21 protein-coding genes and 3 tRNA genes are annotated in these 24,858 nt (G+C 72.0%); 8 read left to right on the forward strand and 16 right to left on the reverse strand.

Annotated elements, in window-relative coordinates:
- Positions 1 to 30 precede the first annotated feature (30 nt).
- From ACP6CK_RS03320 to ACP6CK_RS03330, 3 genes are all read right to left on the reverse strand, one after another.
- Positions 31 to 636 (reverse strand): hypothetical protein, encoded by a 606-nt coding sequence (locus tag ACP6CK_RS03320; RefSeq protein ID WP_426957348.1) that lies wholly within the window; start codon positions 634 to 636, stop codon positions 31 to 33.
- 116 nt (positions 637 to 752) lie between these two features.
- Complete coding sequence (gene ruvX / locus ACP6CK_RS03325) at positions 753 to 1,214, reverse strand: Holliday junction resolvase RuvX (protein ID WP_426957349.1); 462 nt, start codon at positions 1,212 to 1,214, stop codon at positions 753 to 755.
- Positions 1,215 to 1,217: 3 nt separating this feature from the next.
- Positions 1,218 to 2,012 (reverse strand): hypothetical protein, encoded by a 795-nt coding sequence (locus tag ACP6CK_RS03330; protein ID WP_426957350.1) that lies wholly within the window; start codon positions 2,010 to 2,012, stop codon positions 1,218 to 1,220.
- Positions 2,013 to 2,115: 103 nt separating this feature from the next.
- Between ACP6CK_RS03330 and gatC the strand changes: the two genes are divergently transcribed.
- The 6 genes from gatC (at position 2,116) to gatB (ending at position 7,090) form a co-directional block, all read left to right on the forward strand.
- Positions 2,116 to 2,403, forward strand: coding sequence for an Asp-tRNA(Asn)/Glu-tRNA(Gln) amidotransferase subunit GatC (gatC, locus tag ACP6CK_RS03335; protein ID WP_426957351.1), 288 nt, complete (start codon positions 2,116 to 2,118; stop codon positions 2,401 to 2,403).
- Complete coding sequence (gatA, locus tag ACP6CK_RS03340; RefSeq protein ID WP_426957352.1) at positions 2,403 to 3,887, forward strand: Asp-tRNA(Asn)/Glu-tRNA(Gln) amidotransferase subunit GatA; 1,485 nt, start codon at positions 2,403 to 2,405, stop codon at positions 3,885 to 3,887. Before gatC ends, gatA begins: the two co-directional genes overlap by 1 nt.
- Positions 3,884 to 5,272 carry a hypothetical protein gene (locus ACP6CK_RS03345; protein ID WP_426957353.1) on the forward strand — a complete coding sequence of 463 codons (1,389 nt, stop codon included), beginning with the start codon at positions 3,884 to 3,886 and terminating at the stop codon, positions 5,270 to 5,272. Before gatA ends, ACP6CK_RS03345 begins: the two co-directional genes overlap by 4 nt.
- Positions 5,262 to 5,338, forward strand: a tRNA-Lys gene (locus ACP6CK_RS03350). The genes ACP6CK_RS03345 and ACP6CK_RS03350 overlap by 11 nt, the downstream gene beginning before the upstream one ends.
- A gap of 199 nt (positions 5,339 to 5,537) precedes the next feature.
- Positions 5,538 to 5,610 (forward strand) — tRNA-Gln (locus ACP6CK_RS03355).
- A gap of 28 nt (positions 5,611 to 5,638) precedes the next feature.
- Positions 5,639 to 7,090 carry an Asp-tRNA(Asn)/Glu-tRNA(Gln) amidotransferase subunit GatB gene (gene gatB / locus ACP6CK_RS03360; protein WP_426957354.1) on the forward strand — a complete coding sequence of 484 codons (1,452 nt, stop codon included), beginning with the start codon at positions 5,639 to 5,641 and terminating at the stop codon, positions 7,088 to 7,090.
- Between the two features lie 4 nt (positions 7,091 to 7,094).
- Here the strand turns inward: gatB and ACP6CK_RS03365 are convergent, their stop codons facing one another.
- From ACP6CK_RS03365 to ACP6CK_RS03385, 5 genes are all read right to left on the reverse strand, one after another.
- On the reverse strand, positions 7,095 to 8,336 hold the full coding sequence (locus ACP6CK_RS03365) for a rhamnan synthesis F family protein (protein WP_426957355.1): 1,242 nt from the start codon (positions 8,334 to 8,336) through the stop codon (positions 7,095 to 7,097).
- A 281-nt stretch (positions 8,337 to 8,617) separates the two neighbouring features.
- A complete protein-coding gene (locus tag ACP6CK_RS03370) occupies positions 8,618 to 9,577 on the reverse strand; it encodes an NAD(P)/FAD-dependent oxidoreductase (protein ID WP_426957356.1) in 960 nt (319 codons plus the stop codon).
- 84 nt (positions 9,578 to 9,661) lie between these two features.
- Entirely contained in the window at positions 9,662 to 9,988 is a 327-nt protein-coding gene (locus tag ACP6CK_RS03375) for a TM2 domain-containing protein (protein WP_426957357.1), read from the reverse strand.
- A 59-nt stretch (positions 9,989 to 10,047) separates the two neighbouring features.
- The gene (locus tag ACP6CK_RS03380) at positions 10,048 to 11,415 is read right to left on the reverse strand and encodes a cytochrome P450 (protein ID WP_426957358.1); all 1,368 of its coding nucleotides are present in this window, start codon (positions 11,413 to 11,415) and stop codon (positions 10,048 to 10,050) included.
- Between the two features lie 90 nt (positions 11,416 to 11,505).
- Positions 11,506 to 12,879, reverse strand: a complete 1,374-nt coding sequence (locus ACP6CK_RS03385; RefSeq protein ID WP_426957359.1) for a cytochrome P450 — start codon at positions 12,877 to 12,879, stop codon at positions 11,506 to 11,508.
- Positions 12,880 to 13,027: 148 nt separating this feature from the next.
- Between ACP6CK_RS03385 and ACP6CK_RS03390 the strand changes: the two genes are divergently transcribed.
- Positions 13,028 to 13,657, forward strand: a complete 630-nt coding sequence (locus tag ACP6CK_RS03390) for a glutathione S-transferase family protein (RefSeq protein ID WP_426957360.1) — start codon at positions 13,028 to 13,030, stop codon at positions 13,655 to 13,657.
- Positions 13,658 to 13,739: 82 nt separating this feature from the next.
- Positions 13,740 to 13,832: transfer RNA gene (locus tag ACP6CK_RS03395), tRNA-Ser, on the forward strand.
- A gap of 141 nt (positions 13,833 to 13,973) precedes the next feature.
- Here ACP6CK_RS03395 and ACP6CK_RS03400 read toward each other — a convergent pair.
- From ACP6CK_RS03400 to ACP6CK_RS03435, 8 genes are read right to left on the reverse strand one after another with little or no spacing between them, the layout of a single operon-like run.
- A complete protein-coding gene (locus ACP6CK_RS03400; RefSeq protein WP_426957361.1) occupies positions 13,974 to 14,927 on the reverse strand; it encodes a tripartite tricarboxylate transporter substrate binding protein in 954 nt (317 codons plus the stop codon).
- Positions 14,928 to 14,947: 20 nt separating this feature from the next.
- Positions 14,948 to 15,805 carry a fumarylacetoacetate hydrolase family protein gene (locus ACP6CK_RS03405; protein WP_426957362.1) on the reverse strand — a complete coding sequence of 286 codons (858 nt, stop codon included), beginning with the start codon at positions 15,803 to 15,805 and terminating at the stop codon, positions 14,948 to 14,950.
- Positions 15,805 to 16,854, reverse strand: coding sequence for a gentisate 1,2-dioxygenase (gtdA, locus tag ACP6CK_RS03410; RefSeq protein WP_426957363.1), 1,050 nt, complete (start codon positions 16,852 to 16,854; stop codon positions 15,805 to 15,807). Before gtdA ends, ACP6CK_RS03405 begins: the two co-directional genes overlap by 1 nt.
- Before the next feature lie 20 nt (positions 16,855 to 16,874).
- On the reverse strand, positions 16,875 to 18,134 hold the full coding sequence (locus ACP6CK_RS03415; RefSeq protein WP_426957364.1) for an FAD-dependent oxidoreductase: 1,260 nt from the start codon (positions 18,132 to 18,134) through the stop codon (positions 16,875 to 16,877).
- 40 nt (positions 18,135 to 18,174) lie between these two features.
- The gene (gene xdhB / locus ACP6CK_RS03420) at positions 18,175 to 20,460 is read right to left on the reverse strand and encodes a xanthine dehydrogenase molybdopterin binding subunit (protein WP_426957365.1); all 2,286 of its coding nucleotides are present in this window, start codon (positions 20,458 to 20,460) and stop codon (positions 18,175 to 18,177) included.
- Positions 20,460 to 21,845, reverse strand: coding sequence for a xanthine dehydrogenase small subunit (locus ACP6CK_RS03425; RefSeq protein WP_426957366.1), 1,386 nt, complete (start codon positions 21,843 to 21,845; stop codon positions 20,460 to 20,462). Before ACP6CK_RS03425 ends, xdhB begins: the two co-directional genes overlap by 1 nt.
- A gap of 34 nt (positions 21,846 to 21,879) precedes the next feature.
- Positions 21,880 to 22,239: a response regulator gene (locus ACP6CK_RS03430; RefSeq protein WP_426957367.1), complete on the reverse strand. Its 360-nt coding sequence runs from the start codon at positions 22,237 to 22,239 to the stop codon at positions 21,880 to 21,882.
- Positions 22,236 to 24,809 carry a PAS domain-containing protein gene (locus tag ACP6CK_RS03435; protein ID WP_426957368.1) on the reverse strand — a complete coding sequence of 858 codons (2,574 nt, stop codon included), beginning with the start codon at positions 24,807 to 24,809 and terminating at the stop codon, positions 22,236 to 22,238. Before ACP6CK_RS03435 ends, ACP6CK_RS03430 begins: the two co-directional genes overlap by 4 nt.
- Positions 24,810 to 24,858 lie beyond the last annotated feature (49 nt).

The following is a 24,858-nucleotide window of genomic DNA, read 5'->3' on the forward strand; positions in this document are numbered from 1 at the left end:
GTCGGGCCTGCCGCACCCCTCCCGTGCCGCCTAGCGGAGGGCAGCGACGAAGTCGGGACGATCCAGCATCTGGTCAATCGCCGCGGCCATGCTGCGGAGCATGGTCTGGCGAAGCTCCTCCGGGTTCGCCGCGATGCCGGTCGCGATCAGGTCACCGGCCTCGATCAGGTCCGACACGCCGATGCCCGTCCACACCGTCGCGCCGGTGGCGCGGCTGACGAGGCTTCCCTCCAGGTGAACGTTCGCTTCGGTGCGCAGCAGCTTGTTGGCGTTGAAGCGCAGCACACGGACCCGAAGCTCGTACGGGCTCTCGGTCCCGCCCGGCATAAGCAGGCCGCGCGCTTCCAGCGCGTCGCGGAACGCCTGACCAACGACCTCGGAGATCTGGACCGGAGCGGCCAGGCGGCGCAGCGGATTGCCGTAGCCGCCGCGGATGGTGCCGAAGGACGCCGATCCCTCCTGGCCATCGCGTCGGGCGTCCGTTACGGGCCCAACCGACACCACCGGCCGGGCGGTGGCGAGCGGACGCGATGCCGTGGCCGGCATGTACGTCATGGGCAGCACGGCGGGGCTGCACGCCGCGAGCGCCGCCGCGGCCATCACGAGCGCCGCGAGGGCGCGCACTGGTCGTTTCACGGGCTGTAACTCCTCCGGAACAGCCATGCGGCGGGCAACGGGATCGGTCAAGGCAGGCGGGGCCCTGGAGGACGAGGGGCCGGAGCCGACGAGTGACGCCTGCCGCCTCCTACGGATCAGTCCCGCGTGGCGTCCAGTGCGGCCTGGAGCGTGTAGGCGGCCGCCGCGGCGTCCACCGCCTTGGCCCGCTTCGCGCGGGTCAGGTCGGCCTCGATCATCATCCGGTTCACCGCGGCGGAGGAAAGCCGCTCGTCCCACAGGGCGGCGGGCAGGCCGGTGGCCTCTGATAAGGCGGTGCCCCAGTCCTTCGCGGCCTGGGCGGCCGGGCCGAAGGAGCCGTCCAGGCCGAGCGGCAGGCCGATGACAAGGCCGGCGGCGCCCTCCTTCTCCGCGATCTTGCGGATCTCGGCGGCGTTGGCGGCGAGCTTGGCCCGGGCGATCGAGCCATAGGGAGTCGCGAGCATCAGCAGGACGTCGGAGAGGGCCACGCCGATGATCCGCCGCCCGGGATCGAGGCCGATCAGGCGGGCGTGTCGGGGCAGCGCCGCGCGCAGGTCGCGTAGGGGCGCGAGGGGCACCGGTCAGGCCTCCTGGGCGGCCGGGTCGAGGACCGCCGCGAGCGCGCGGCGGAGAATTCCCTCGGGGTCCCGGCCGGGACCGCGGGCGGCGGCGGCGATGTGGTCGCCAGCGAGGACGATGTGGCGAGCCCCGGGAAGCAGCGCGGAGGAGACGGGAACGAGGCCGTCATTCGGGCCGGCGCCGCGCCGCTCCAACCAGCGGGCCAGGAGGCGGTGGCGTGGGCGGGGGCGGTAGGCGCCAGCCTCCTCGACCCGCGTGGCCACGCAGACGACTGGGATGCGGGCGATCAGGGCGGCGACCTCGGTGACGTGGGTGGCATTCCACGCGGTGCGGGAGGCGGTGGTGAGGTCACGAATGCCCTCCCCATTGCCCCGGATGAGCCGGAGGATGGTGCCGGCCGTGCGGTGCAGGGCCCGCCGGGCGCAGACCACGTCCGCCACCGGCGACCCGGCAAAGGGCGATTGCAGCGCGACCAGCGCCGCGCAATGCGCGGCAGCTCGATCCTCCAGCAGGGCCGCCAGAGCCTCCAGCCCGCCCTTGCTGTGCCCGATCAGGATGGCCGGGCGGGGATCGGCCAGCAGGGCGTCCCGGATGCGGACGGCGTTGCGGGCGATGGGCGCGGTAGTGGGGCAGCGGACGACCGAGACGTCGGCCCCCGCTGCCCGCAGCCAATCCACATGCGCGTGCATGTACTCGGCCCCGAGCGGGCGGAGGGCGGCGATGACCTCGCCGAACAACCCGTAGGCGAGGAGGACGCGGCGGCCGGCGAGGGCGCCGGGCGGAATGGGGCCGTGCATGGCGACACCCTGCCACGGGTCGCGGCCGGGCGCGCCCCTTGACTTCGGGGGGCGCGGCGGCTTCCTGCCCCGATCCAGAATAACCGGGACCTTATCCCCAGCCATGTCGCTTGATCTGAAGACGGTGCGCCGCGTCGCCTCCCTCGCCCGGCTGCGGCTGGAGGAGGGCGAGGACGTGCGGCTGCAGGCGGAGCTGAACGGCATCCTCGGCTGGATCGAGCAACTCCAGGCCGTGGACACGGAAGGGGTGGAGCCTCTGGCGGGTGCCGGCGGCACCGCCATGCCGATGCGGGACGACGTGGTGACCGATGGCGGGGTAGCCGACCAGGTGCTGGCGAACGCGCCGGACCGGGCAGGCGCCTTCTTCGCCGTGCCGAAGGTGGTGGAGTGATGCATCCGACCGATTTCACGCTGCGCGGCGCGTTGGACGCCATGGCGGAGGGCATCGTCACCTCCGAGGCGCTGACACGCGCGCATCTGGACGCCATCGCGGCGCTGAACCCGCGGCTGAACGCCTTCATCACCGTGATGGAGGAGCAGGCGATGGAGGCGGCACGCGAGTCCGACCGCCGCCGCGCCGAGGGGCTGGCACGCCCGCTCGAAGGGCTGCCGCTGGCGATCAAGGACCTGTTCTGCACGAAGGGCGTGCGGACCACAGCGGGGTCGAAGATCCTGCGGGACTTCGTGCCGCCCTATGAGAGCACGGTGACCTCCAACCTGCTGCGGGACGGCGCGGTGTTCCTCGGCAAGGTGAACCTGGACGAGTTCGCCATGGGCTCTTCCAACGCGACATCCGCCTTCGGAGAGGTCGAGAATCCGTGGAAGCGCGGCAACGATGATGGGACGCGGCTGGTGCCGGGCGGATCATCGGGCGGGTCTGCGGCGGCGGTGGCGGCACGGCTCGCACTGGGCGCGACCGCGACCGACACGGGCGGCTCCATCCGCCAGCCGGCGGCCTTCTGCGGCATCGCGGGAATCAAGCCGACTTATGGTCGCTGCTCCCGCTGGGGCGTCGTGGCCTTCGCCTCGTCGCTGGACACGCCGGGGCCGGTGGCGCGCACGGTCGAGGACTGCGCGGTGCTGCTGGGGTCCATGTCCGGGTATGATCCGAAGGACAGCACCTCCGTCGACGTGCCGGTCCCTGATTTCGCGGCGGCCTGTGCCCGCGGGGTGAAAGGGCTCCGGATCGGGGTCCCGAAGGAGTTCCGCCTCGACGGCATGCCGGAGGAGATTGGCGCGCTGTGGGAGCGCGGCCTGGGCTGGCTGCGGGACGAGGGCGCGGAGATCGTCGAGATCACCCTGCCGCACACCCAGTACGCGCTGCCCTGCTACTACATCGTGGCGCCCGCTGAGGCGTCCTCGAACCTCGCGCGCTATGACGGGGTGCGGTTCGGGCTGCGGCAGGACGGGGAAGACCTGAAGGACCTCTATGAGCGCACGCGCGCCGCGGGCTTCGGGGCCGAGGTGAAGCGGCGCATCATGATCGGCACCTACGTGCTGAGCGCCGGCTACTACGACGCCTATTACGTGAAGGCACAGAAGATCCGCGCTTTGATCAAGCGGGACTTCGACATCGCCTTCCGCGACGTGGACGCCATCCTGACGCCGGCCACGCCCTCCGCCGCCTTTGCGCTCGGGGAGAAGCAGGACGATCCGGTGGCAATGTACCTGAACGACGTCTTCACCGTGACGGCGAACCTGGCCGGCATTCCGGGGCTGGCCGTGCCGGCCGGGCAGGACCGGCTGGGGCTGCCGCTCGGCTTGCAGGTGCTCGGCAAGGCGTTCGACGAGGAGACAGTCTTCGCGGTCGGTGCTGCGATCGAGCGGGCGGCGGACTTCAAGGCGCTGCCGCAGGTGAGGGCGTTCGCCGCGTGAACGGGGCGGCGCGCGATGGGGAGGTCCTGAGCGCGCTGCACGCCGGGCTGGTCCGGCGGCCGCTGCCTGAGACCGTGGCACGCCAGCTCTCCGCGCTGTCGGTGATCCGGTCGGACCCGAGCCTTCTGGCTCAGGCAACGGCGGTGGGCGGCGCGCGCGGTGCTGCCAGCTCCATGGCCGATGCCTGGTTCGAGGCCGTCCCGCCGCGGCGCCAGCTCCAGAAGGCGCTCGAGCTCTTCGCCGACTGGCTCGCGGAAAACCCGCCGGCCGAGCCGATCCTGCCGACCGAGACGGACGGCGATCGGCTGCGGGCCTTCCTGGACCATCTGTCCACGGCCATCGGGAAGGAGCCCGCGAAGAATAGCTTCCGCGACAACCGCCGGTCCCGCGCCCAGCGGTCCGGTGATGCGCGTTGGCGGGGGCATCGGGCCTACAACAAGCGCTTCCGTCTGCTCGTCAGGCTGGAGGCGAAGGTGGAAACCTTCGGGAAGGAGACGCGGCTCTCGCGGGCGCGGCTGGTCGGCAAGGCGGGGCTGGTCGCGGGCATTCCCTTCGAGCGCTTCGCGGCCTCCCCACGCGCGGCCGCTTTCACGGCCTACATGGCGGCCCGGAAGGCCCGGCGGAGCATCTTCACGAATGAATCCCAGTCCCCGGCCTTCGACACGCTGGCGGAGGCGCTGCTGAATCGCTGCTTCGCGGACCCGGCGACCGATTGGGGATTGGTGGCGCGGGTGTACCCGGCGCCCGCCGTGCTGGCGCGGATGAGCGAGGCGGAGAAAGGCGAGCTGCTCGGCACTTGGCTCTTCGTGATGCGCGGCCTGGCGGAGGACCTGGAGCAGATCTGGTCGAGGAGCGACGTCGACCTCGACACCATGATCGTCCGTCGCGGCAATGACAGCACGAGCTGGAACCTGCTGGCCCAGGCCTGGAACACGTCCCGCACCGCATGGATGGCGCTGCTGGCGGATGCCGGCCAGGACGGGCTCCTGAACGCTCTCTGCCCGGGGAAGGTCATGCGGCTGATGGCCGGCGATGTGGCGGCTTGGCACGCCGCCACGGGCGGTTCGGTCCATCCGGACACGGCGGTTTGGAAGGCGCTGCCGAAGCCCTGGCAGGTGTTGCGGGGAGAAGCGACCTGCACTGCCGCCATGGTGGCTCAGGCCTGCTGTGCCGCCGGCGTGAAGCCGGAGCGCTGGCTCGAGGGGCGGGTCTCGACCGAGGCGGTCGGCTTTGAGCCGACGCCCGAGCTGGTGCACGGGGTGGCGGTAGCCTCGCCAGAGCTCGCCTTGATGCTCCGGAACATGCGGGTATTCTCGGGCCGGCCGGTGCGGCCGCCGACGAAGGGGTTGTTCGCGCGATTCCTGGCGCACCTGCGGGGAGCGTAGCTCAGTGGCAGAGCTGCCGGCTCTTACCCGGTTGGACGCAGGTTCGAGCCCTGCCGTTCCCCACCAGCGTCCTTTGAGGCCAGGGAACCGGGAGTTCCGAACCGACGAGATGTCCGTCTCGTGTTGCGAGGAGCCTTTCTGGGTGGCAGAGCGACCGGCTCCGAGGACGGAGTTGGACCCGGGGTCGACTCCGGTGCCTTCCCAGCCCATGCCCGGCCGGCCGCGGCCTGACCGCGGCGGCCACCATTCTCATCCGCCAGTTGCGGGGGGCGTAGCTCAGTGGCAGAGCGGCCGGCTCTGGGACCGGTCGGACGCAGGTTCAAGTCCTGCCGCCCCTCATCCATTCGCCCGTTCGGGGACTTTGTCATGAGCTACACCATCGAAGGCAGCACCGGGCCCTGGGAGCTGGTGATCGGGTTGGAGGTTCACGCCCAGGTCACGAGCCAGGCGAAGCTCTTCTCCGGTGCGGCGACCGAGTTCGGGGCGGAGCCGAACTCGCAGGTCTCCTTCGTGGATGCGGGCTTCCCCGGGATGCTGCCGGTGATCAATCGGGAATGCGTCGCGCAGGCTGTCCGCACCGGGCTGGGGCTGAACGCGCAGGTGAACCCCTGGTCGCGGTTCGACCGGAAGAACTACTTCTACGCCGACTTGCCGCAGGGATATCAGATCAGCCAGTTCGCCTTCCCGGTGGTCGGGACGGGCGTGATCTCCATCGAGCTGTCGGACGGCAGCACGAAGGAGATCGGCATCACCCGCCTGCACCTGGAGCAGGACGCGGGCAAGTCGCTGCACGACCAGCACCCCACCAAGTCCTACATCGACCTCAACCGCTCCGGTGTCGCGCTGATGGAAATCGTGTCGGAGCCCGACATGCGCTCGCCGGAGGAGGCGGGCGCCTACCTCACGAAGCTCCGGCAGATCCTGCGCTACCTCGGCACCTGCGATGGCAACATGGAGCAGGGTTCGCTGCGGGCGGACGTGAACGTCTCGGTCCGCAAGGCCGGGGAGGGATTCCGCACCCGCTGCGAGGTGAAGAACGTCAACTCCATCCGCTTCGTCATGCAGGCGGTCGAGGCCGAGGCGCGGCGCCAGATCGAGGTCTGGGAATCGGGCGGGACGGTGGACCAGGAGACGCGGCTCTTCGACACGGGCCGGGGGGTGACGCGTTCCATGCGGTCCAAGGAGGACGCGCACGACTACCGCTACTTCCCCGACCCGGACCTGCCGCCGCTGGTGCTCGATCCCGCCTGGATCGAATCCCTGAAGGCCGGACTGCCGGAGCTGCCGGACGCGCGCCGCGCCCGCTACGTCCGCGACTTCGGGCTGTCCGCGTACGATGCCGGCGTGCTGGTGGCCGAAAAGGAGACGGCGGCCTTCTACGAGGAGGTGGCGGCCGGGCGCGACCCGAAGGTCGCCGCCAACTGGGTGATGGGCGACTTCTTCGCCGCCCTGAACCGCATGGGGAAGGGGATCGAGGAGAGCCCGATCTCGGCGAAGCACCTCGGCGCGCTGCTGGACCTGATCGCGGACAAGACCCTGTCCGGGAAGATGGCAAAGGAGGTGCTGGAGGCGATGGCAGAGACCGGGAAGCCCCCCGGCGTCATCGTGGAGGAGCGCGGCCTGCGCCAGGTGACTGACACCGGCGCCATCGACGCCGCGGTGGCGAAGATCATCGCCGACAACCCGGACAAGGTCGCGCAGTACCGGGAGAAGCCGACGCTCTTCGGCTGGTTCGTCGGCCAGGTGATGAAGGCGATGAAGGGTCAGGGGAATCCGGCCCTGGTGAACGAGGCGCTGAAGCGTCAGCTCGACGCCTAGGCGTTCAGGGGGCGGGTGCCGCCCGCCCCCCGGGCGCTCCCCTCCCTTCGCCCCGGGCGGCGACCGGCTGATCCGTCGCATCGGCCTCGGGCCGCGCCCGCATCCCGGCGAGGTGGCCGGCGATCCGCGCTGCGGCGCCGGGCTCCGCACCGGGGCCGAGGAGGTCGGCCCAGGCCAGCGGGTCTGCGATCCCGAGCGGATTGCGGAGCAGCAGGTCCGTCTTCACGAAGGGGAAGCCGAACTCTTCCACCAGCTCCCGCCAGAACAGGTGCGTGGCGTTCAGCGGGCGACGACGGAGCGCGCGCGCCATGCCGGACGCATCGTCCTCCGCCACGTCCCGGAACAGGTCGGGGTAGAGAAGCCGCACGCGGTTCCGGGCGGCCGGCCGCCGCAGCGCCGCCGCCTCCACCGTCTCGTAGCCGCACCAGGCGGCCACCGGATGCCCGCGCCTCCGCATCCAGGCAGTGAGGCCGACCTCTCCGCGCCGGATGGTCAGGCGCTTGTCGGCGGTCTTTCGGTGCCGCCGCAGGAACAGCGCGATGTCGCCGATGGCCGCGGCGCCTCGGGTCAGGAGGAAGTAGGACTGGAGGTGGGGGCGCGGGGCGAGATTCTCCGTCAGGCCGAAAAGACCACCCGGCGTGGCCCGCATGGCCGCGAGAGCCGGATCCAGGGACCGGAAGGGTCCGCAGATGCTGTCGTTGACGAGCAGCAGCTCCTCCAGCGCCGGGGTACGCGGCAGCAACAGGGGCACGACGTCGTGCCAAGCGCCGAAATCGAGGCCGAAGTTCCGCCGCTGCACGACCGCGGCGCATCCTTCCCGAAGGGCGGCGACGGTGTCCGCGGGCAGGTCCGGCGCCATGGAGATGAAGGCGATCGCGAAGCCCTGGGCGCGGAGGTGCCGGAGCTGCGCCCGCACCATGCCGCTCACCTCCCCCGTCGGGGCGTAATGGATGAAGAGCGCGAGGCTCCGCGCCCGGTCCAGCGGCACGGCGCCCTGATCGAAAGAGCGGATCGGCGGGGCGAGGTTCATGCGCTCGAGAAGGTCCGCGACGACGGCGCGCAGGTGACCGGCGGTGAGGTCCGCGACGGCCCGAACAAGCGAGCCCCGAAAGGACGGACGGCCGAGAAACGCGCGCAGCCGCAGTGCACCGTCCAGGGACCGGTCGGGCCGGTCCACGACGGGCGAAAGGGCAGGGGTGAGGGGCTGTGCCGCATCCTGCGGAAGCCGGTGCCGGATCGCGATCATGCGCGGACGCCGCCTTCGGCGTGCCGCCTCGCCAGCCGCATGAGCCCGAGCAGGATGGGCGCACGTGAAGGAGGACCGCTGGAGATCGTCGGGCCGAGGGCGGCGCAGAGGCAGCACCAGGCACAGAGAAGTTCCGAAAGGAATGAGGGAGAGGGGCGCACGGCACGATCCAGCCAGAGAGCCGCCCCTTTACGTGGGAATTTTTCCCACGAACAGTCTGGACGGGCGATCCAAGGGCGACCGATTCACTCCGTTGCAGATCGCGGCGGGCCGGAAACCCTTCACGACTGGGCATCGGGGGCGGCCGGGTTGCCGCCCGGCTCGTCCTCCGTCGGCAACTCGCAGCGATTGTGGATGTCGGTGGCGGCGATGGCCGCGTGGCCCATGGCCACCACGATCTGGTTCAGCCCGCGCACCACGTCGCCCGCCGCGTAGAGGCCCGGGACGGTCGTGCGGCAGTGCTCGTCCACGATGAGAGCACCGGCCTCGTCGTGTTCCGCCCCGAGCGCGACGGCCAGGTCCGAGCGGACGGTGAGGCCGAGGGCGGAGTAGAGCGTCTCGAACCGGTGCTCCGCCCCGCCGGCGCGGATCGCGGAGATGCGGTCATGTTCGACGTCGAGCGCCTCGATCGGCGCGGCGATGACCCGGATTCCGTGCTCCGCCGCGCGGGCTTCGTCGTCCGCGGACAGCGATTCACCAAGGGTGAGCAGCGTCACGTCGGGAGAGTAGCTCCGCGCGACGAAGACCGCCTCCCCGAGGCCGCGCGCACCGTGGCCGAGGACGGCGACCTTTCGCCCGCGCGCCTCGTAGCCGTCGCAGATCGGGCAGTACCGGACGAGGCCGCGCTGCACGGCGTCGGGCAGGTCGGGCAGGGTGGGCTCGATGTCCAGGCAGCCGGTCGCCAGCAGCACCCGGCGGGCGCGGAGTTCCCGCCCCGGCACGTCCCCTTCCAGCGCGGCCGCGAAGTGGCCGTGACGCTTGGCAAGGGCGACCACATGGGCCGGGATGGGCAGCACCCCGTACTGGGACAGAGTCTCCCGCTGCCGCCGCAGCATCTCCGGCCCGGGAATCCCGTGGGCGAAGACGGGAAAGTTGTGGCTGGCAGGAATCAAGGTCGCGCGGGAGGCGCCGCCGTCGACGATCGCGACGCGCCGGTTGAAGCGCGCGAGGTAGAGCGCGGCGGTGAGGCCGGCCGGGCCACCGCCGACGATCAGACAATCCAGCGTGCCCTCATCCGCCATGATCCCACCTCTGTCCTCGTCGCCCCATCGTGACGCGTCCCCGCCCTTCCCGGACAGGAGGGACGCGGGAGCGGCGCGGATGTTTCAACGTGAGCGGGCGGTTCGGGACGCAGCGATGGCGGCGTTGCGGTCCTGCACCATCCCGGGGATCAGGAAGGCGTCCACCAGCCACCAGATGGCAACGAGTGCGAGCCCGAAGAGGCCGATGAGAACGAGGGTGAAAAGCAGCGATAGGAGCGTGATCGCGAGCATCAGGCCGCCGCTAAAGGTCCGCCCGACATAGAAGCGGTGCAACCCCATGCCGCCGAGGAAGAGCCAGAGGATATAGGCGATCGGCACGGACCGCATGGGCTCGGCCGGCGCCATGAGGACCGGACCAGAAGGACCCGGCGGTCGGAGCGTCGGCGACATGGCGACCTTCCGCAGCTTCGCGCGATGATGGCGCCCGGAGGCGCCGATGACCACCGCGATCAGGTCATACGCGGCTCCAGGCGCATGGGCATGCCTGGCGCGGGCCGAAGGGTGATCCGCATCTGCAGCCCGGGCGTGAAGCCGCTCGGGGGCCGGAGCCGGAGCGCGGGCAGCAGCGTCGCGAGGATGGCGACGGCCTCGAGCATCGCGAAGGTCAGGCCGATGCAGATGCGCGGACCGGCGCCGAAGGGCAGGTAGGCGTAGCGGTGCCGGCCGCGGACTGCTTCCGGCGCGAAGCGATCGGGGTCGAAGCGGTCCGGCTCCGGCCAGAGGCGGGGCTGCCGGTGCAGCGCGTAGACCGGGACATAGACCGGAGAGCCCGCCGGTACCGTGATCGGGCCGAGGGGCACGTCCTGCGTCGCAGTGCGGGCGATGATCGGCGCGGGCGGATAGAGGCGCATCGCTTCCTGGACAAGCGCGCGGGTGAAGGGAAGCTCGTCCAGGCTCTCTGTCGTCAGCGGGCGGCCGCCGGTCGCGCCCGCGATCTCGGACAGGGCGCGCTCCTCTGCCGAGGGATGGAGCGCGAGGAGATAGAAGGCCCAGGTGAGGGCGAGGGCCGTCGTCTCGTGCCCCGCGGTGATGAAGGTGAGAAGGTTGTCGGCGACGTCGCGGTCGTCCATGGCCTGCCCGGTCTCCGGGTCCCGCGCGGCGAGCAGAAGGGCGACGAGATCCTGGCGCTCTGACCCGCGGCCCCGGCGTTCCGAGACCATGCGGAGAAGCTCGGCGCGGAGGTAGTCGCGGGCGCGGGCGGCGCGGCGGCGGCCGGGATGCGGCGTCCAGGCGGGCGCCTTCACCATGGCGAGCGCGATCGCCCAGCCCGTGCTCTCGAGGTAGTCGGCGATCCCGCGCTCGACCCGAACGGCGTCGATCGCCCCCTGGCCGGACAGCATGGTCTCGAGGATGATGTCGAAGGTGGTGTGCATCATCTCGTGCCCGAGCTCGATCTCGGCGCCGGGACCAAGCGAGAGCCAGCGGTCCCGACGGCGGATCGCGGCGTCGAGCATCGGCTGCGTGAAGGCGCGTAGCCGGTCGTGCCGGAAGATCGGGGCCACCGCGCGCCGCTGCCAGCGCCAGTGATCGCCGTCCGCGGTCAGGATCGCCTGGCCGAGCGCGGGCTCCAGCGCGCGGCGCATGGCATCGGACTTCACGAAGAGGTCGGCGTCGCTCACCAGCACGCGCTGGATCAGGTCCGGGTCCTGGATGAACACGCGGTCGCGGCCGAGGAACGGATGGACCACCACGGGGTCGGTGAAGACCGCGGGCGGCATCGCCTCAATGGGGTTACGCAGGATGGCGCGCAGCAGGGGCACGGCGCGGAGCGGCGCGGCGGGCGGCGTGATGCGGGCGGGCAGGGGCGTGTCGGGCAAGGTGCAGGCGTCCGTTCTGCGGCGCGGATCACCCCATAGCGGGGTGTTCGCTCCGCGGTTTCCCGATGCGCTCCCGCATCCCGACCGGAGTCAGGCGGGCCGGCGCTCCAGCCGCATCGGCATGCCGGGGAAGGGCCGCAGCGTGATCCGCATGCGCAGCTCCGGCCGGAAGCCGGGCGGCGGGCGCAGGCGGATGGCGGGCAGCAGGGTGGCGAGGATTGCCACCGCCTCCAGCGTCGCGAAGGTGAGGCCGATGCAGGTCCGCGGGCCGCCGCCGAAGGGCAGGAAGGCGTAGCGGTGTCGTGCCCGGATGGCATCTGTGGCGAAACGGTCGGGGTCGAAGGCGTTCGGCCTGTGCCAGAGCAGGGCGTGGCGGTGGATGGCGTAGACGGGGAAGTAGACGGGCGCGCCCTCCGGCACGGTGACGGGGCCGAGCGGCACCTCCCGCAGGGCGGAGCGGGAGACGATGGGCACCGGCGGGTAGAGCCGCATCGCCTCGTGCAGCACCGCGCGAAGGAACGGCATGCCCTCCAGGCTCTCGGCCGTGGGGTCGGCGCCGCCGGTCGCGGTCGCGATCTCCGCCAGGGCACGCTCCTCCGCCTCGGGATGGAGGGCCAGGAGGTAGAAGGCCCAGGTCAGGGCCAGCGCCGTCGTCTCATGGCCGGCGGCGATGAAGGTGAGGAGGTTGTCCGCGACGTCCCTGTCGTCCATCGCGTGCCCGGTTTCCGGGTCCCGGGCAGAGAGCAGGAGTGCGATGAGGTCCTCGCGCTCCGATCCCAGGCGGCGGCGCTGCTCCACGAGGCGGAGGAGCTCGGCCCGGAGATAGTCGCGCGCCCGCGCGGCGCGGCGGCGCCCGGGATAGGGCGCCCAGGACGGCGCCTTGGCCATGGCGAGCGCGATGGACCAGCCCGTGCTCTCGACATAGTCGGCGATGCAGTGCTCCACCCGCGCGGCGTCAATGGCGCCGTGGCCGGAGAGCATCGTCTCCTCGATGATGTCGAAGGTCGTCCGCATCATCTCCTGGGCAACCTCCACCGTGCTGCCCGAGGGGCGTTCGCGCCACCGATCGCGCCGGCGGAGCGCGGCGTCGAGCATCGGCTGGGTGAAGGCGCGCAGCCGGTCCTGACGGAAGATCGGCGCGACCGCCCGCCGCTGCCAGCGCCAGTGCTCGCCATGCGCCGTCAGGATGCCCTGGCCGAGCGCGGGCTCCAGCGCGCGCCGCATGGAATCGGATTTCCCGAAGCTCTCCGCCTCCGTGACCAGGACGCGTTGGATGAGGTCGGGGTCCTGCAGGAAGATCCGGTCGCGGCCGAGGAAGGGCTGCACGACGACCGGGCGCGTGTAGACGCCGGGCGGCAGCGCCTCCACCGCGTTGCGGAGGACGGCGCGCAGCAGCGGCAGCCCGGTCAGCGGGACTGGCGACGGGATCACGCGGGGAAGGTCGGCCGCGAGGCTGTCCGGCACGTCAGAGGTCCTGGTCGATGAGGGCGCAGTATCGGCCGGTGAAGGCGCGGCTGCTACCGGGGGCGCCCCGGTGTCTCCCCATCGGGTCCCGCCGGCTTGGCGGCCGGCGCCGAGCGGGATAGGCCGAGGGCGACGCCGGAGGATGCCGATGATCACGCTGCACACGTGGAATACGCCGAACGGACGCAAGATCAGCGTCGCGCTGGAGGAGATGGGGCTGCCCTACACGGTGAAGACCGTGAACATCTCGAAGGATGAGCAGTTCCGGCCGGAGTTCCTGGCCATCAGTCCGAACAACCGAATTCCCGCGATCGTGGACGAGGATGGGCCGGGCGGGCGGCCGATCTCCGTCTTCGAGTCGGGGGCGATCCTCCTCTACCTCGGGGAGAAGACGGGGAAGTTCCTGCCGGCCGACCTTCGCGCGCGCGTGCCGGTGCTGGAGTGGCTGATGTGGCAGATGGGCGGCTTCGGGCCCATGCCCGGCCAGGTGCACCACTTCCTGATGCAGCCGGACGGGCCGGCCAAGGACTACGGCGTGGCCCGATACGGCAAGGAGACGCGGCGGCTCTATGGCGTGCTGGAGAAGCGCCTGGCCGGCCGTGACTTCGTGGCGACGGAGGGTGAGCCCTCGGTGGCCGATTTCGCGATCATTGGCTGGGCCTGGCGCCACGAGCGGCACCAGGTGCCGTTCGACGACCTGCCGAACGTGGCGGCTTGGTACGCGCGGATGATGGCGCGGCCGGGGACGGCCCGGGGGTTCGAGGTTGCCCTCTCCTGAATCCCGGTCGGTCTGGGTTTGACCGAGGGGCAGGCGGCGGGTAGAAGCGCCGCCTGCAACGCCGTGTGACTTCCACTCCTGCGGAGGGGTGGCCGAGTGGCCGAAGGCGGCGGTTTGCTAAACCGTTATAGGATGTCAAGTCCTATCGTGGGTTCGAATCCCATCCCCTCCGCCATTTTCCTCTCGCGCGCTGCGTTACGAGCATGGGACGGGCTTGCCGCCCGGACCGCTGAGGACGGCGCTCCTAGGGGCTGCCCGGCACGCCCGGTCACGCCTGGTTCTCCTGCGCCTTTTTCTCATCACCGGGGCCGGTGCTTCAGTCGGCGGAGATGTTCCCCGCGCGGATCACCTCCGCCCAGCGTCGCACGTCGCCGGCGATCAACTCGGCCAGCGCCTGCGGCGTGCCGGGGGCGGGTACCATGCCCTGCGCCCGGAAAAGCTGCTCGGCGCCCGGATCGGCGAGCCAGGCGTTGATCTCGGCGTTCAGCCGGGCGACCAGCGGCTGGGCCATCCCCGCCGGACCAAGCACCGCGTACCAGAGGTCCACGTCCACGGCGGGGAATCCGGACTCGATCAGGGTTGGCACGTCGGGCGCCACCGCCGCCCGCTGCGCCCCGGCCGTGGCCAGGATGCGGACCTGGCCATTCTGCGCCAGCGGGACGGCCGTGTGGACGGGCATGAACATGCAGGCGACGCGGCGGCCCACCACGTCCTGCACCGCAGGGGCGGAGCCGCGATAGGGCACGTGACTCGCCTGGAACCCCGCGCGCAGGGCGAAGAGCGCCATCGCCATGTGCTGCGGCGTGCCGATACCGGGCGAGGCGTAGTCCAGCGCGGGTCCGGACTTCGCCAGCGCGACGAAGCCGGCGGCGTCGGAAGCGGGCACGTCCGGGTGCACCACCAGCGCCATGTCGGCGCGGACGAGGGTCGCGACCGGCGTGAAGCTGCCGATCGGATCGTAGGGAACCTGCCGGAAGAGGCCGGGGTTGATGACGAAGGCGTTGCCCTGAAGCATGAGAGTGCGCCCGTCCGGCAGCGCCCGCGACACGGCCTGCGACCCGATGTTGCCCGAAGCACCGGCGCGGTTGTCCACCACCACCGGCTGCCCCAGGCGCTGGCCGAGGAACGGCGCCATGGCGCGGGCGAGGATGTCGTGCCCCGTGCCCGGCGTGTAGGGCACCACCATCGTCACCGGCCCGTCCTGCGCCGCGGCGCGGCCGAGAGGGGCGGAGAGGGCGAGAAGGCCACCGAGCATGCGGCGCGTGATCATGGGACCTTCTCCTCCGCCGTTCAGCCGCTCGCGACGCGCACGGTCATCTCGCCGATGCGCGCGATGGACGCGATCATGATATCGCCGGGCTCCACCGGCCCGACGCCCTCGGGCGTGCCGGTCAGCAGCACGTCCCCGGGATGCAGGGTGTAGAAGGCGCTGGCGAACTCGATCAGCTCGGGCACCGAGAGGACGAGGTCGCGCGTGCTCGCGCTCTGCCGCACGGCGCCGTTGACGGTCAGCTCGAGCGCGAGGTCCGAGGGGTCCCCGAGTTCGTCCGCGGTGACCATGCAGGGGCCGAGGACGGTGTAGGTGTCGCCGGACTTGCGAAAGCTCCGGTCCTCCGTGCCGCGCACGGTCATGTCGAGCCCGATGCAGTAGCCGGCGACGTGCTTCATGGCCTCCGCTGCCGGCACCCGGTCGGCGCGGCGGCCGATGATGACCGCCAGCTCCACCTCATGATCGTTGCGGCGGTCGAGGTGGCGCAGGCGAACCGGATCGGAGGGGCCGATGAGGGAGGAGGTCGCCTTCAGGAACAGGCCGGCCTTCCGGATCGTCTCCACCTGACGCCCGTGGTTCAGGCCGGGGTCCTCCCGCGCCTCCTCCAGGTGCTTGCGGTAGTTCACCGGCGCCGCGACGACCTTGCCGGGGTGCCAGACGGGCGGAAGCAGGCGCTGCCCGGCGAGGGGCCGGGCCTCGGCGTATTCCGCCTCGGCCAGGATCGCCCCCCGCAGATGGGGCAGGGCAAGGATCACGGGGTCGAAGGGTGGGTAGGGTGGGCGCTGGGGCGGGATGGCGTCCAGCACGGCGGTGACGTCCCGGACCTGGCCTCCGGTGATCAGTCCCAGGCGGTCGTCGTCGAAGCGGCAGAGCCGCATCAGTCCTCCTTCTCGTGTCGCCAGAGTCCAAGCTTCTCCTGCACCACGCGGTCAGAGGCGCAGAAGAGGAAGAGGTCCTCGGTCGCCTCGAAGCGGCGCCAGGTCCAGTTCGGCAGGACCAGGACGTCGCGCGGTCCGAATTCCAGCCGCGTGTCGCCGACTGTCACGCGTCCCCGCCCTTCGGCGACGGCCAGGACGGTGGCGTCGGTCGAGCGGATCGGGCGCGTCTCCGTGCCGGCGGGCAGGTGGGTCATCCAGGTCGCGATGGTGGGCATCGCCCAGCCGCCGTCCAGCGGGTTGCCGTGGCGGAGCGTCACGCCCCAGTGCGGGTCCACCCCGCCCGCCGCCGCCGCGGCCAGGGCCGGCCGGGTGCGGGACCAAGGATAGTTGAAGACGGGGGAGGTGGCGCCATAGGGCCGCTCCGCCTCGATCGGCAGGAGGCCGGTGCCGAAGCGCCAGAGGGCATCGTCCTCCGGCCGCGCGATGGATTGCTGCTGGTCGTTGTGGTGCTCGGAGAAGCCGGCGTCCACGAAGCCGACCACGGGGATGTCCAGCACGTCGAGCCAGATCGCTGGGCCGCTGCCGGTGTTGCCGTGGTCGTGCCAGGCCCAGGCGGGGGTGATGACGAAATCGCCCGCCCGCATCTCCGTCCGCTCCCCGCCCACGGCGGTGAAGGCGCCGCTGCTCTCCAGCACGAAGCGCAGGGCGGACTGGGTATGACGGTGGGCCGGCGCGACCTCTCCCGGCAGGATGAGCTGGATGCCGGCGTAGAGGGTGTTGGTGGCCTTGGACTGGCCGGGAAGGGCCGGGTTCTCCAGCACGAGGACGCGGCGCTCCGCCTCCTCCGCGGTCAGCAGGCCGCCGGCCTCCATCATCATCGGGCGGATGGATTCATAGGACCAGAGATGCGGCCGCATCTTCGGCCGGGGCTCGGGCGGGACGAGGCCCTTCATCCGCTCCCACAGGGGAGCGAGGGACTGGGTGTCGAGCCGGCCGTAGAAATCGGCGCGGCGGGCCTCCCAGGTGGCGTCCTTGCGGCTGGCGGACATGGTTCTTCCTCCGGGCCGTCTCAGGCGATGGCGGCCGCTTCCCGGACCGAGTTTATCATGGAGGTGTTCATCAGGTAGGCCCTTGCGCGGGCCGGGTCGGCGGCCGTCGCCCGCAGTTCGTCTAGGCGCTCCCTCCGGATCGCGGGGTCGGTCTCCTGCAGCAGGCGCTTATTGCGGATGGACATGGCCTGCACGGCCTGCACGTTGATCGGCCGCCGCTGGCGGTCATAGAGGTCGAGCAGGGCGGCGTGGTCGGCACCCTCGGAGAAGACCTGGGAAAGCTTTTCCGAAAGGTTCACGGCATCGTGGATGCCGCCGTTCAGCCCGAGGCCGCCGAGCGGGTTGTTCACATGCGCGGCGTCCCCGGCCAGGACCACCCGTCCCGTCGCGAATCGCGCCGCCACGCGCTGGTGGACCTTGTAGACGGAGGCGTGATTCAGCGGGAAGGCGCCGCCGGTCGGGGCGGCACGGCTGTGCTCCAGGACGATCCGCAGCCGGGACTGGATGGCGTCCGGCCGCAGCGCCTCCGCCTCGTCCTCCTCCGGCGCGATGCCGTACGCGATGCGCCAGAGGCCGGGCGGGCCCTCGTCCGGCACGTGGAAGACCGCGGCCCAGTGGGTGGGATCCGCGACGTAGCCCGCCCCGGCGAAGCCGAGCGCGCCGAGGTCGTAGGTCGTGCTCGCGACGAGGAAGCGATCGTCCCAGGTGAAGCCCTCAAAGGCCGTGCCCAGCCCGCGGCGGACGGTGCTGCGCGCCCCGTCGCAGCCGATGAGGAAGGAGGCCCGGAGGGGGCCGTCGCTGAGCTGGACGGTCACGCCGTTCAGGTCCTGTTCGAAGCCCTCGATCCGCGCCCCGAAGCGGAGCTCGACGTCCGGTACCGCCCGCCGGATCCGGTCCAGCAGAATCGGCGTGAGGCGGTGCTGCTCCAGGTGGAGCCGATACGGGAAGGGCGTCTCGTCCCGCAGGAGGGAGAGGTCGAACTCCGCCACCACGCCCTCGATCCGGTCGCGGACCTGCCAGATCGGAACCACGATGCCCGTCTGGTGCATCGCCTCGCCGACGCCGAGAGCCGCGAGCATCTCAATCGTCGGCGGGTGATAGGAACCGGCGCGGAGGTCGTGGGCCAGGGCGGGTTCCGCCTCCGCCAGCACCACCGGCACGCCCCGCAGCCCGAGGGCGAGGGCGGCCGTCAGCCCCGTGGGGCCGGCGCCGATGATGACGACGGGATCTCGCGGGATCGTCAGGGCGCGGGTCCTCTGAGGGCGGGCCCCAACTGGCATAACGCCTTCCTCGGTCGCGGCAAGCCGCAGGCGGGGAGGATCAGCGGTGCGCGGCCCGCCAGGCCATCAGCACGCGCTCGGGCGTGGCGGGAAGGTCCATCGTCTCCGCGCCGGTCGCGTCGCAGAGCGCGTTCCAGACGGCCGTCGCCAGCATCAGCGGCGGCTCGCCCACGGCCTTGGAGCGGAAGATCGTGTTCACCCGCGCCGGCGATCCCTCCAGCAGGCGCACGTTGAACACCTCCGGCACGTCGCGGGAGCCGGGGATCTTGTAGGTGGAGGGACCGATGGTGCGCAGCCGGCCCTGGTCGTCCCACCACAGCTCCTCGCAGGTGAGCCAGCCGAGGCCCTGGACGAAGGCACCCTCGATCTGACCGAGGTCCACGGCGGGGTTCAGGGACCGGCCGCAATCCTGCACCAGCTCCGCGCGAATCACGCGGTTCTCGCCCGTCAGCAGGTCCACCTCCACCTCCGCCATCGCGGCGCCGTAGGAGAAGTAGAAGAAGGGATGGCCGCGCAGCGTCGCCGGGTCCCAGTGAATGTCCGGTGTCCGGTAATAACCCGTGGAGGAGAGCGAGACGCGCGCGAGCACGCAGCGATGTGCCAGCTCCCCGAAGGTCATGCGCCGGTTGCCCGCGCGGACCTCCTCATCCTCGAAGACGATGTCGGCGGGCGGGACGGACCATTCGGCGGCGGCGACCTCCGCCATCCGGTCGCGGATCGTCGTGGCCGCGATCTTCGCCGCCCAGCCGTTCAGGTCCGATCCGGTGCTGGCGGCGGTGGGGGCCGTGTTCGGAACCTCCGCGGTGCTCGTCGCCGTGATGCGGACGCGCTCCTCCGGCACGCCGAAGACGCCGGCGACGACCTGGGCGACCTTGATGAACAGGCCCTGGCCCATCTCCGTCCCGCCGTGGTTCAGGCGGATGGAGCCGTCCCCGTACACATGCACCAGCGCGCCGGCCTGATTCATCGACATCACGCCGAAGGAGATGCCGAAGGCGAGCACGAAGCTGCCGAGGCCGCGGCGGCGGGTCCGGTGCAGCGCGTTGAAGCGGTCCACGTTCTCCCGCGCGCCGTCCCAGCTGCCGGCCTGGCGGCACTCCGCCCAGACGCGGCGGATCAGGTCGCCTTCCAGCGCCTGGCCGTAGGGCGTGTCGGACGCGTTCTCGCCGCCCGCGAAGTTGCGCTCGCGCACCGCCTCCTGCGTCGTGCCGAGAGCGCGGGCGACGCGGCGCGTCACGTCCTCCATCAGCAGCATGCCCTGTGGCCCGCCAAAGCCGCGGAAGGCGGTGTTGCTGACGGTGTTCGTCTTGCAGACCACGCCGTTGAGGCGGACGTCCCGCACGTCGAGGCAGTTCAGCGCGTGGGTCACCGCGCGGAAGAGCACGCCGGCCGAGAGATCCACGCTGTGCCCGCCATCGGCCGCGAGCGTCGCGTCGAGGGCCAGGATTCGCCCTGTCTCGTCGAACCCCGCCTCCCAGCGATAAAGCATCGGGTGGCGCTTGCCGGTTGCCGCCATGTCCTGCTTGCGGCCCAGGCGCAGCTTCACCGGCCGGCCGGTCCGGTGGGCCGCGAGGGCCGCGCAGGCCGCGACCCAGGAGGCGTTGCTCTCCTTCCCGCCGAAGCCGCCGCCGAGCCGGCGGACCTGGATCGTCAGGCGGTTGTGGTCGCAGCCCAGGACCCGCGCGGCCATGTGCTGCACTTCGGTCGGGTTCTGGGTCGAGGAGTGGATGGTGAGATCGCCGTCCTCGCCCGGCACGACGAGGGCGGCCTGTCCCTCAAGGTAGAAATGCTCCTGCCCGCCGGCGTGGAAGGTGCCGGACACCCGGTGGGGCGCCGCGTCGAGCGTCGCGCGCGCATCGCCGCGCGCGAGCACCATCGGGGGGAGGAGGAAGGATTCCGCCTCCAACGCCTCGGCAACGGAGAGGACCGGGCGGAGGGGGGCGATGGCAGGGCGCACGGCGGCCGCGCCGGCCAGGGCGGCGTCGCGCGTCGTGCCAACCACAATCGCCAGCGGCTGGCTCCAGTACTCCACCAGCCCGTCGGCGAGCATGTGCTCGGGCGCTCGGTTGGGCTGCGAGATGTCGTTCTGCCCCGGGATGTCGCCGGGTCCAAGAGCCGCGATGACGCCGGGTGAGGCAAGGGCCGGAGAGAGGTCGAGCGGCTCCAGCCGGCCATGCGCGACCGGCGAGAGGACGAGTGCCGCGTGCAGCGTCCCAGGCGGCTCCGGCATGTCGTCGATGAAGCGGGCCTCGCCGGTCGCGTGCTTCAGCGCGGAGTCCTGGCGCAGCGCGGCGCCGGGGCCGGTCCGGCCGGGCAGGGCGTCCATCACGGCTCCCCGGCGCTGCGGTGCCAGAGGCGCCGCAGGAGATTGCCCGCGACCACCCGCCGGTACTCCGCGCCCGCCCGGAAATCGGACATGGGCCGGATGGTGGCCTCTAAGGCCGCGGCGGCGGCCTCGACCGTCTCTTCGGACCAGGGGTGGCCGATGAGCGCGGCCTCGGCGGGCGGGCAGCGCTCGACCCGCGGTCCGGTGCCGCCGAGCGCGATCCGGGCGTCCGTCACGCGCCAGTCCGACAGAGTGATGAGGGCCGACATGCCGACGGTCGCGATGTCCTGATCCGGGCGCTTGGACACCTTCTCGCAGGCCCAGATCGCGCCGCGCGGCGGGCGTGGCAGGAAGACGTCCCGGATGACCTCGGCGGGGGCGAGGGCATGGGTGCGGTAGCCGGTGAGGAAGTCCTCCACGGCCATCTCCCGCGTCCCCTCCGGCCCTTCCAGGCGGAGCGTGGCCCCGAGGGCAACGAGCGACGGCAGGGCATCGCCGATCGGGGACGCCGTGCCGAGATTGCCGCCGAGCGTGCCGAGGCCCCGGATCTGCCGCGATCCGAGACGACGCAGCAGGCCGATCAGCGGGCGGTACTCGCCTCCAGGGTCCTCCGTGATCGCTTCGAGGAGGCGGCGGTAGGGCACCGCGGCGCCCACGCGCAGGCCTTGCGGCGTCTCTTCCAGCCCCGTCAGCTCCGGGACGTCGAGAACGCAGATGACCGCCGGCGGCGCCTCCCGCCGCTCTGACACACGAAGGCCGAGGTCCGTCCCGCCGGCCAGCAGCCAGGCCTCCGGCAGCGCGGCCCGGAGACGCAGGAGTTCGGCGAGGCTCCCGGGGCGGTGAAAGACCTGGCCCGGCGCTTCCAGCCTTGTCGCGACGTCGGCGGGCGGAGAAGGGGACGCGGCACCATCATCCCGAAAGGTCCTGAACGCGGCGACGATCGGCCGGTACCCGGTGCAGCGGCAGAGGTTCCCGGCCAGCGCGTCGTGCACGTCTCCAGCCTCCGGCCCGGACCGCGCGTGGGCCCAGCCCGTCATGACAATCCCGGGGGTGCAGAAGCCGCACTGGGTCGCGTCGGCCTCGGCCAGGGCGGTCTGGACGGGGTGCGGGGCGCCGTCCGGGCCGCGCAGTCCCTCCACGGTCCGCACGCATCCGCCATGGACTTGGCCCATCAGCGTGAGGCAGGCGTTCACGGGCACGCGGGCCCCGTTCGGCCATTCCATCACGACCGTGCAGGCACCGCAGTCACCCTCCGCGCAGCCCTCCTTGGTGCCCGTCAGGCCCGCGGGGCCGCGCAGCCAGTCCAGCAGGGTCATCGTGGGCGAGGTGCCGGCAGGAAGGCGGCGCGGGGTGCCGTTCAGCGTGAAGGTGATCGGGCCGAGCATCGCGGGACGCTCTGCAAGCGCCGGGCCGGGCCGGTCAGCCCGGCAGGCGCGTGAGGGCCGCTGTCAGATCCTCGGGCGCATAGGGCTTGGCGAGGACCGGGACTCCCGCGTGCCGGGCCGGCAGGCCGGCCGCGCCGTAACCGGAGGCGACCACGAACGGCACGCCCATCGCGGCCAAGGCGTCCGCCACAGGTTCCGACGTCTCGCCGGCCAGGTTGAGGTCGAGAACGGCCACCGAGGGACGCTCCGCGTTCAGCAGTTGCAGCGCCTCGGCCACCGTGGCCGCCGGGCCGATCACCGCGGCGCCGGCATCCAGGAGCGTGTCCTCCACGAGCATGGCCACCAGGGTTTCGTCCTCGACGACGAGAACCTTCCGCCCCGCAAGGCTGTTCATGCGCTGTCTTCCCCCATCCGGCGCCCTTGCGCCCGGAACAGGATCTCGGCGTGAAACCCCTGGGGACAATAGTCAAGGGTGATGGAGGCGCCGGGTCCGAGCTCGCCGGAAAGGCCGCGCTCCAGCAAGCGGGAACCGAAGCCGCGGCGAGAGGGGGGCGTCACGGGGGGGCCGCCATCCTCCTGCCAGGAGAGACGAACCTCGTCCTCGTCCAGCGTCCAGCCGATGCGGACCGACCCGCTCGGGACTGAGAGGGCGCCGTGCTTCGCCGCGTTCGTCGCGAGTTCGTGCAGCGCCATGGACAGCCCGAGCGCTTGGCGCGGCAGCAGCCAGACGTCGGGGCCGCCGAGGACCACTCTGGACGTCTGCGCCGCGTCCCGTCCTGGACCGCGCCAGGGGGCGAGCGCCTGCTCGACGGTCTCGATCAGGGCGGAGCCGCGCCAGGTGGTCGCGGTGAGCAGATCGTGCGCGCGGGACAGGGCGAGGATCCGGCCCTGGAAGTCTGCGGTGAAGCGCCCCATCGGGTCAGGCGCAAGAGCCGCGGTCCGGGCGGTCTGGGTCATCAGCGACTGCACGGTCACGAGAGTGTTCTTCACCCGGTGATTCAGCTCGGCCAGCAGCATCGCCCGGTGCGAATCGGCGCTGCGGAGGTGGGTGATGTCGCGCGCGAGGCCGCCGACCCGCGCGGGCTCGCCGGGGCGCCCCGGGATGCTGAAAGCCGTGTCCCGGATCCAGCGGACCGAGCCATCGGGTCGGAGGATGCGGTACTCGAAGGTGACCGGCTCGCCCCGGGCGGCGCTGTCGGCCACCACGGCGGCGGCCGCGAAGCGGTCCTCGGGGTGAAGGGCCATCTGCCAGAAGTCCGGTGTCTCCATGATCTCGTCGACCGAGCGTCCCCAGATCGCTGCGGCGGCGGGGGAGACGTAGGTCAGCTCGCGACCCTCGGGACGCGCGACGAGGAGCACGTCGGGACTCGCCTCCGCGAAGCGGCGGAACCGTTCCTCGGAGGCGGCGAGCGCGGCCGCTGCGTCGAGCGCGGCCCGGCGCGCGGCAGCCTCCGCCGCGACCTGCCGGGCGAGAGCCTCCCGGGTCTCGACGAGGTCGGTCACGTCGCCGGCTGCTGCGATGATTCGTTCCACTGTTCCTTCCGGGCCGAAGGACGGGAGGGCCGTCGCGCTCACCCAGATCCAGCCCCCGCCGGCACGGCGGAGCCGGAACTCCGTCGTGGCCGCAACGCCCCGTCGCAGCACCCGCCGCCAGGCGCGGACGGCACGCGGACGGTCCGCCGGGTGCAAGGCTCGCGCGCCCGGCGTGGAGAGGATCTCGGGATCCAGACCGGTGAGTGTCCGGAAGCGTGGGTTCACATACTCGATCAGCCCGTCCGGCCGGGCGGAGAGGACGATCTGCGGCGTGGCTTCCGCGAGGATACGGAATCGTGCCTCGCTCTCCCGCAGCCGGCGCTCATTTCGGTCGAACTCGCCGAGGGCGATGACCAGCGCCTCTCCGGCCTGGTCTACCTCGCGCACGCCGGAGCGGCGGGGCGGCCGGACCACCTCTCCCTGGCCGAAGGCTCGGGCGACCCGGCCGAGTGCCGCGAGGGGCAGCACGAGGCGCCGCTCCGTCCACCACCCCAGGAAAAGGGTGAAGCCCGCCATGACCACGAGGCCGACGAGGGCATAGAGCGGAATGGCCCGCCAGATCGGCGCATCCAGCCCGTCCGCCGGCACGCCGATGAGGATGGCCCAGGGGTCGGCGGAGAGCCGGCGCCAGGTCAGGTAGGTGGACCGGCCCTCGCGGCTCCGGCTGCGGGCGACGCCCTCGCCCTGGCCCGCCTCGGCCCCGGCGCGGAGCGCGGCCCGGGCGGGCTCCGTGATCGACTCGCCGACGTGCCGCACGGGATCGGGGATCCGGGCGATGATGGTGCCGCCCGCGTCGGCGAGGGCCACGATCCAGTCCTCCTCCGGCTGGCCCTGGCGGAGGGTAGCGGACCAGTGCCGAAGGGCGTCGGTCGTCAGGAGCAGAACGCGGCGCGGCCCCGGGCCGGGCACGCGCTGGGCCATGGCGACGAGCGGCCGGGTTCCGGATTCGGCGGGCAGGAGGCCGGAGAGGATCGGCAGGTGCCCCGCCGCGGGGGAAAGGGCCGTACGGGCAAAGGCTTGGACCGGGTCGGCTGTCCTCTCCGGCAGCTCGGATTCGTCCAGGAGGGCGAGGTGGCCGCCGACGGGCGTGAAGCTGGCCGAGAGATCCTGGAGGAGCGCGGCATTGCCCGTGCCCTCGATCACGGCGGCTGCCGCGGCCATGCCGGCCCGCAGCGTCGCGAGCTCTCGGTCCACGAGGATCGAGAGGCTGCGGGCGACCTCCCGCGCATCGGTGATGTGGGCGCTCCGCTCGGCCTCGAACTGGCGCCAGGCGGCGTAGCCACCGAAGGCCCAGGCCGGGAGCAGCGCGGCGACGAGCAGCGCGGTGAGGATGGCGCGGGTGGAGTGGCCCGCGCCGGCGCGCGAGGCCAGCGAGAGCAGAGGGCGCTGCAGTGCGCCGATCTTCATGTCCACGCTCGGTCCCGCCTCCATGCCCCATGCTGGGGTGATTCGGGACGCTAGCGAGAAAGTGTGACCGGGA

It is taken from the genome of Muricoccus radiodurans, from assembly GCF_050154705.1.
Classification (GTDB): domain Bacteria; phylum Pseudomonadota; class Alphaproteobacteria; order Acetobacterales; family Acetobacteraceae; genus Roseomonas; species Roseomonas radiodurans.

What these genes read in the sequence shown, in the direction of transcription:
- ACP6CK_RS03330 (WP_426957350.1), bottom strand. Translation starts at nt 2,012, where the DNA reads ATGCACGGCCCCATTCCGCCCGGCGCCCTCGCCGGCCGCCGCGTCCTC.
- gatC (WP_426957351.1), top strand. Translation starts at nt 2,116, where the DNA reads ATGTCGCTTGATCTGAAGACGGTGCGCCGCGTCGCCTCCCTCGCCCGG.
- gatA (WP_426957352.1), top strand. Translation starts at nt 2,403, where the DNA reads ATGCATCCGACCGATTTCACGCTGCGCGGCGCGTTGGACGCCATGGCG.
- gatB (WP_426957354.1), top strand. Translation starts at nt 5,639, where the DNA reads ATGAGCTACACCATCGAAGGCAGCACCGGGCCCTGGGAGCTGGTGATC.
- ACP6CK_RS03365 (WP_426957355.1), bottom strand. Translation starts at nt 8,336, where the DNA reads ATGATCGCGATCCGGCACCGGCTTCCGCAGGATGCGGCACAGCCCCTC.
- ACP6CK_RS03370 (WP_426957356.1), bottom strand. Translation starts at nt 9,577, where the DNA reads ATGGCGGATGAGGGCACGCTGGATTGTCTGATCGTCGGCGGTGGCCCG.
- ACP6CK_RS03375 (WP_426957357.1), bottom strand. Translation starts at nt 9,988, where the DNA reads ATGTCGCCGACGCTCCGACCGCCGGGTCCTTCTGGTCCGGTCCTCATG.
- ACP6CK_RS03390 (WP_426957360.1), top strand. Translation starts at nt 13,028, where the DNA reads ATGATCACGCTGCACACGTGGAATACGCCGAACGGACGCAAGATCAGC.
- ACP6CK_RS03400 (WP_426957361.1), bottom strand. Translation starts at nt 14,927, where the DNA reads ATGATCACGCGCCGCATGCTCGGTGGCCTTCTCGCCCTCTCCGCCCCT.
- ACP6CK_RS03405 (WP_426957362.1), bottom strand. Translation starts at nt 15,805, where the DNA reads ATGCGGCTCTGCCGCTTCGACGACGACCGCCTGGGACTGATCACCGGA.
- gtdA (WP_426957363.1), bottom strand. Translation starts at nt 16,854, where the DNA reads ATGTCCGCCAGCCGCAAGGACGCCACCTGGGAGGCCCGCCGCGCCGAT.
- ACP6CK_RS03415 (WP_426957364.1), bottom strand. Translation starts at nt 18,134, where the DNA reads ATGCCAGTTGGGGCCCGCCCTCAGAGGACCCGCGCCCTGACGATCCCG.
- xdhB (WP_426957365.1), bottom strand. Translation starts at nt 20,460, where the DNA reads ATGGACGCCCTGCCCGGCCGGACCGGCCCCGGCGCCGCGCTGCGCCAG.
- ACP6CK_RS03425 (WP_426957366.1), bottom strand. Translation starts at nt 21,845, where the DNA reads ATGCTCGGCCCGATCACCTTCACGCTGAACGGCACCCCGCGCCGCCTT.
- ACP6CK_RS03430 (WP_426957367.1), bottom strand. Translation starts at nt 22,239, where the DNA reads ATGAACAGCCTTGCGGGGCGGAAGGTTCTCGTCGTCGAGGACGAAACC.
- ACP6CK_RS03435 (WP_426957368.1), bottom strand. Translation starts at nt 24,809, where the DNA reads ATGGAGGCGGGACCGAGCGTGGACATGAAGATCGGCGCACTGCAGCGC.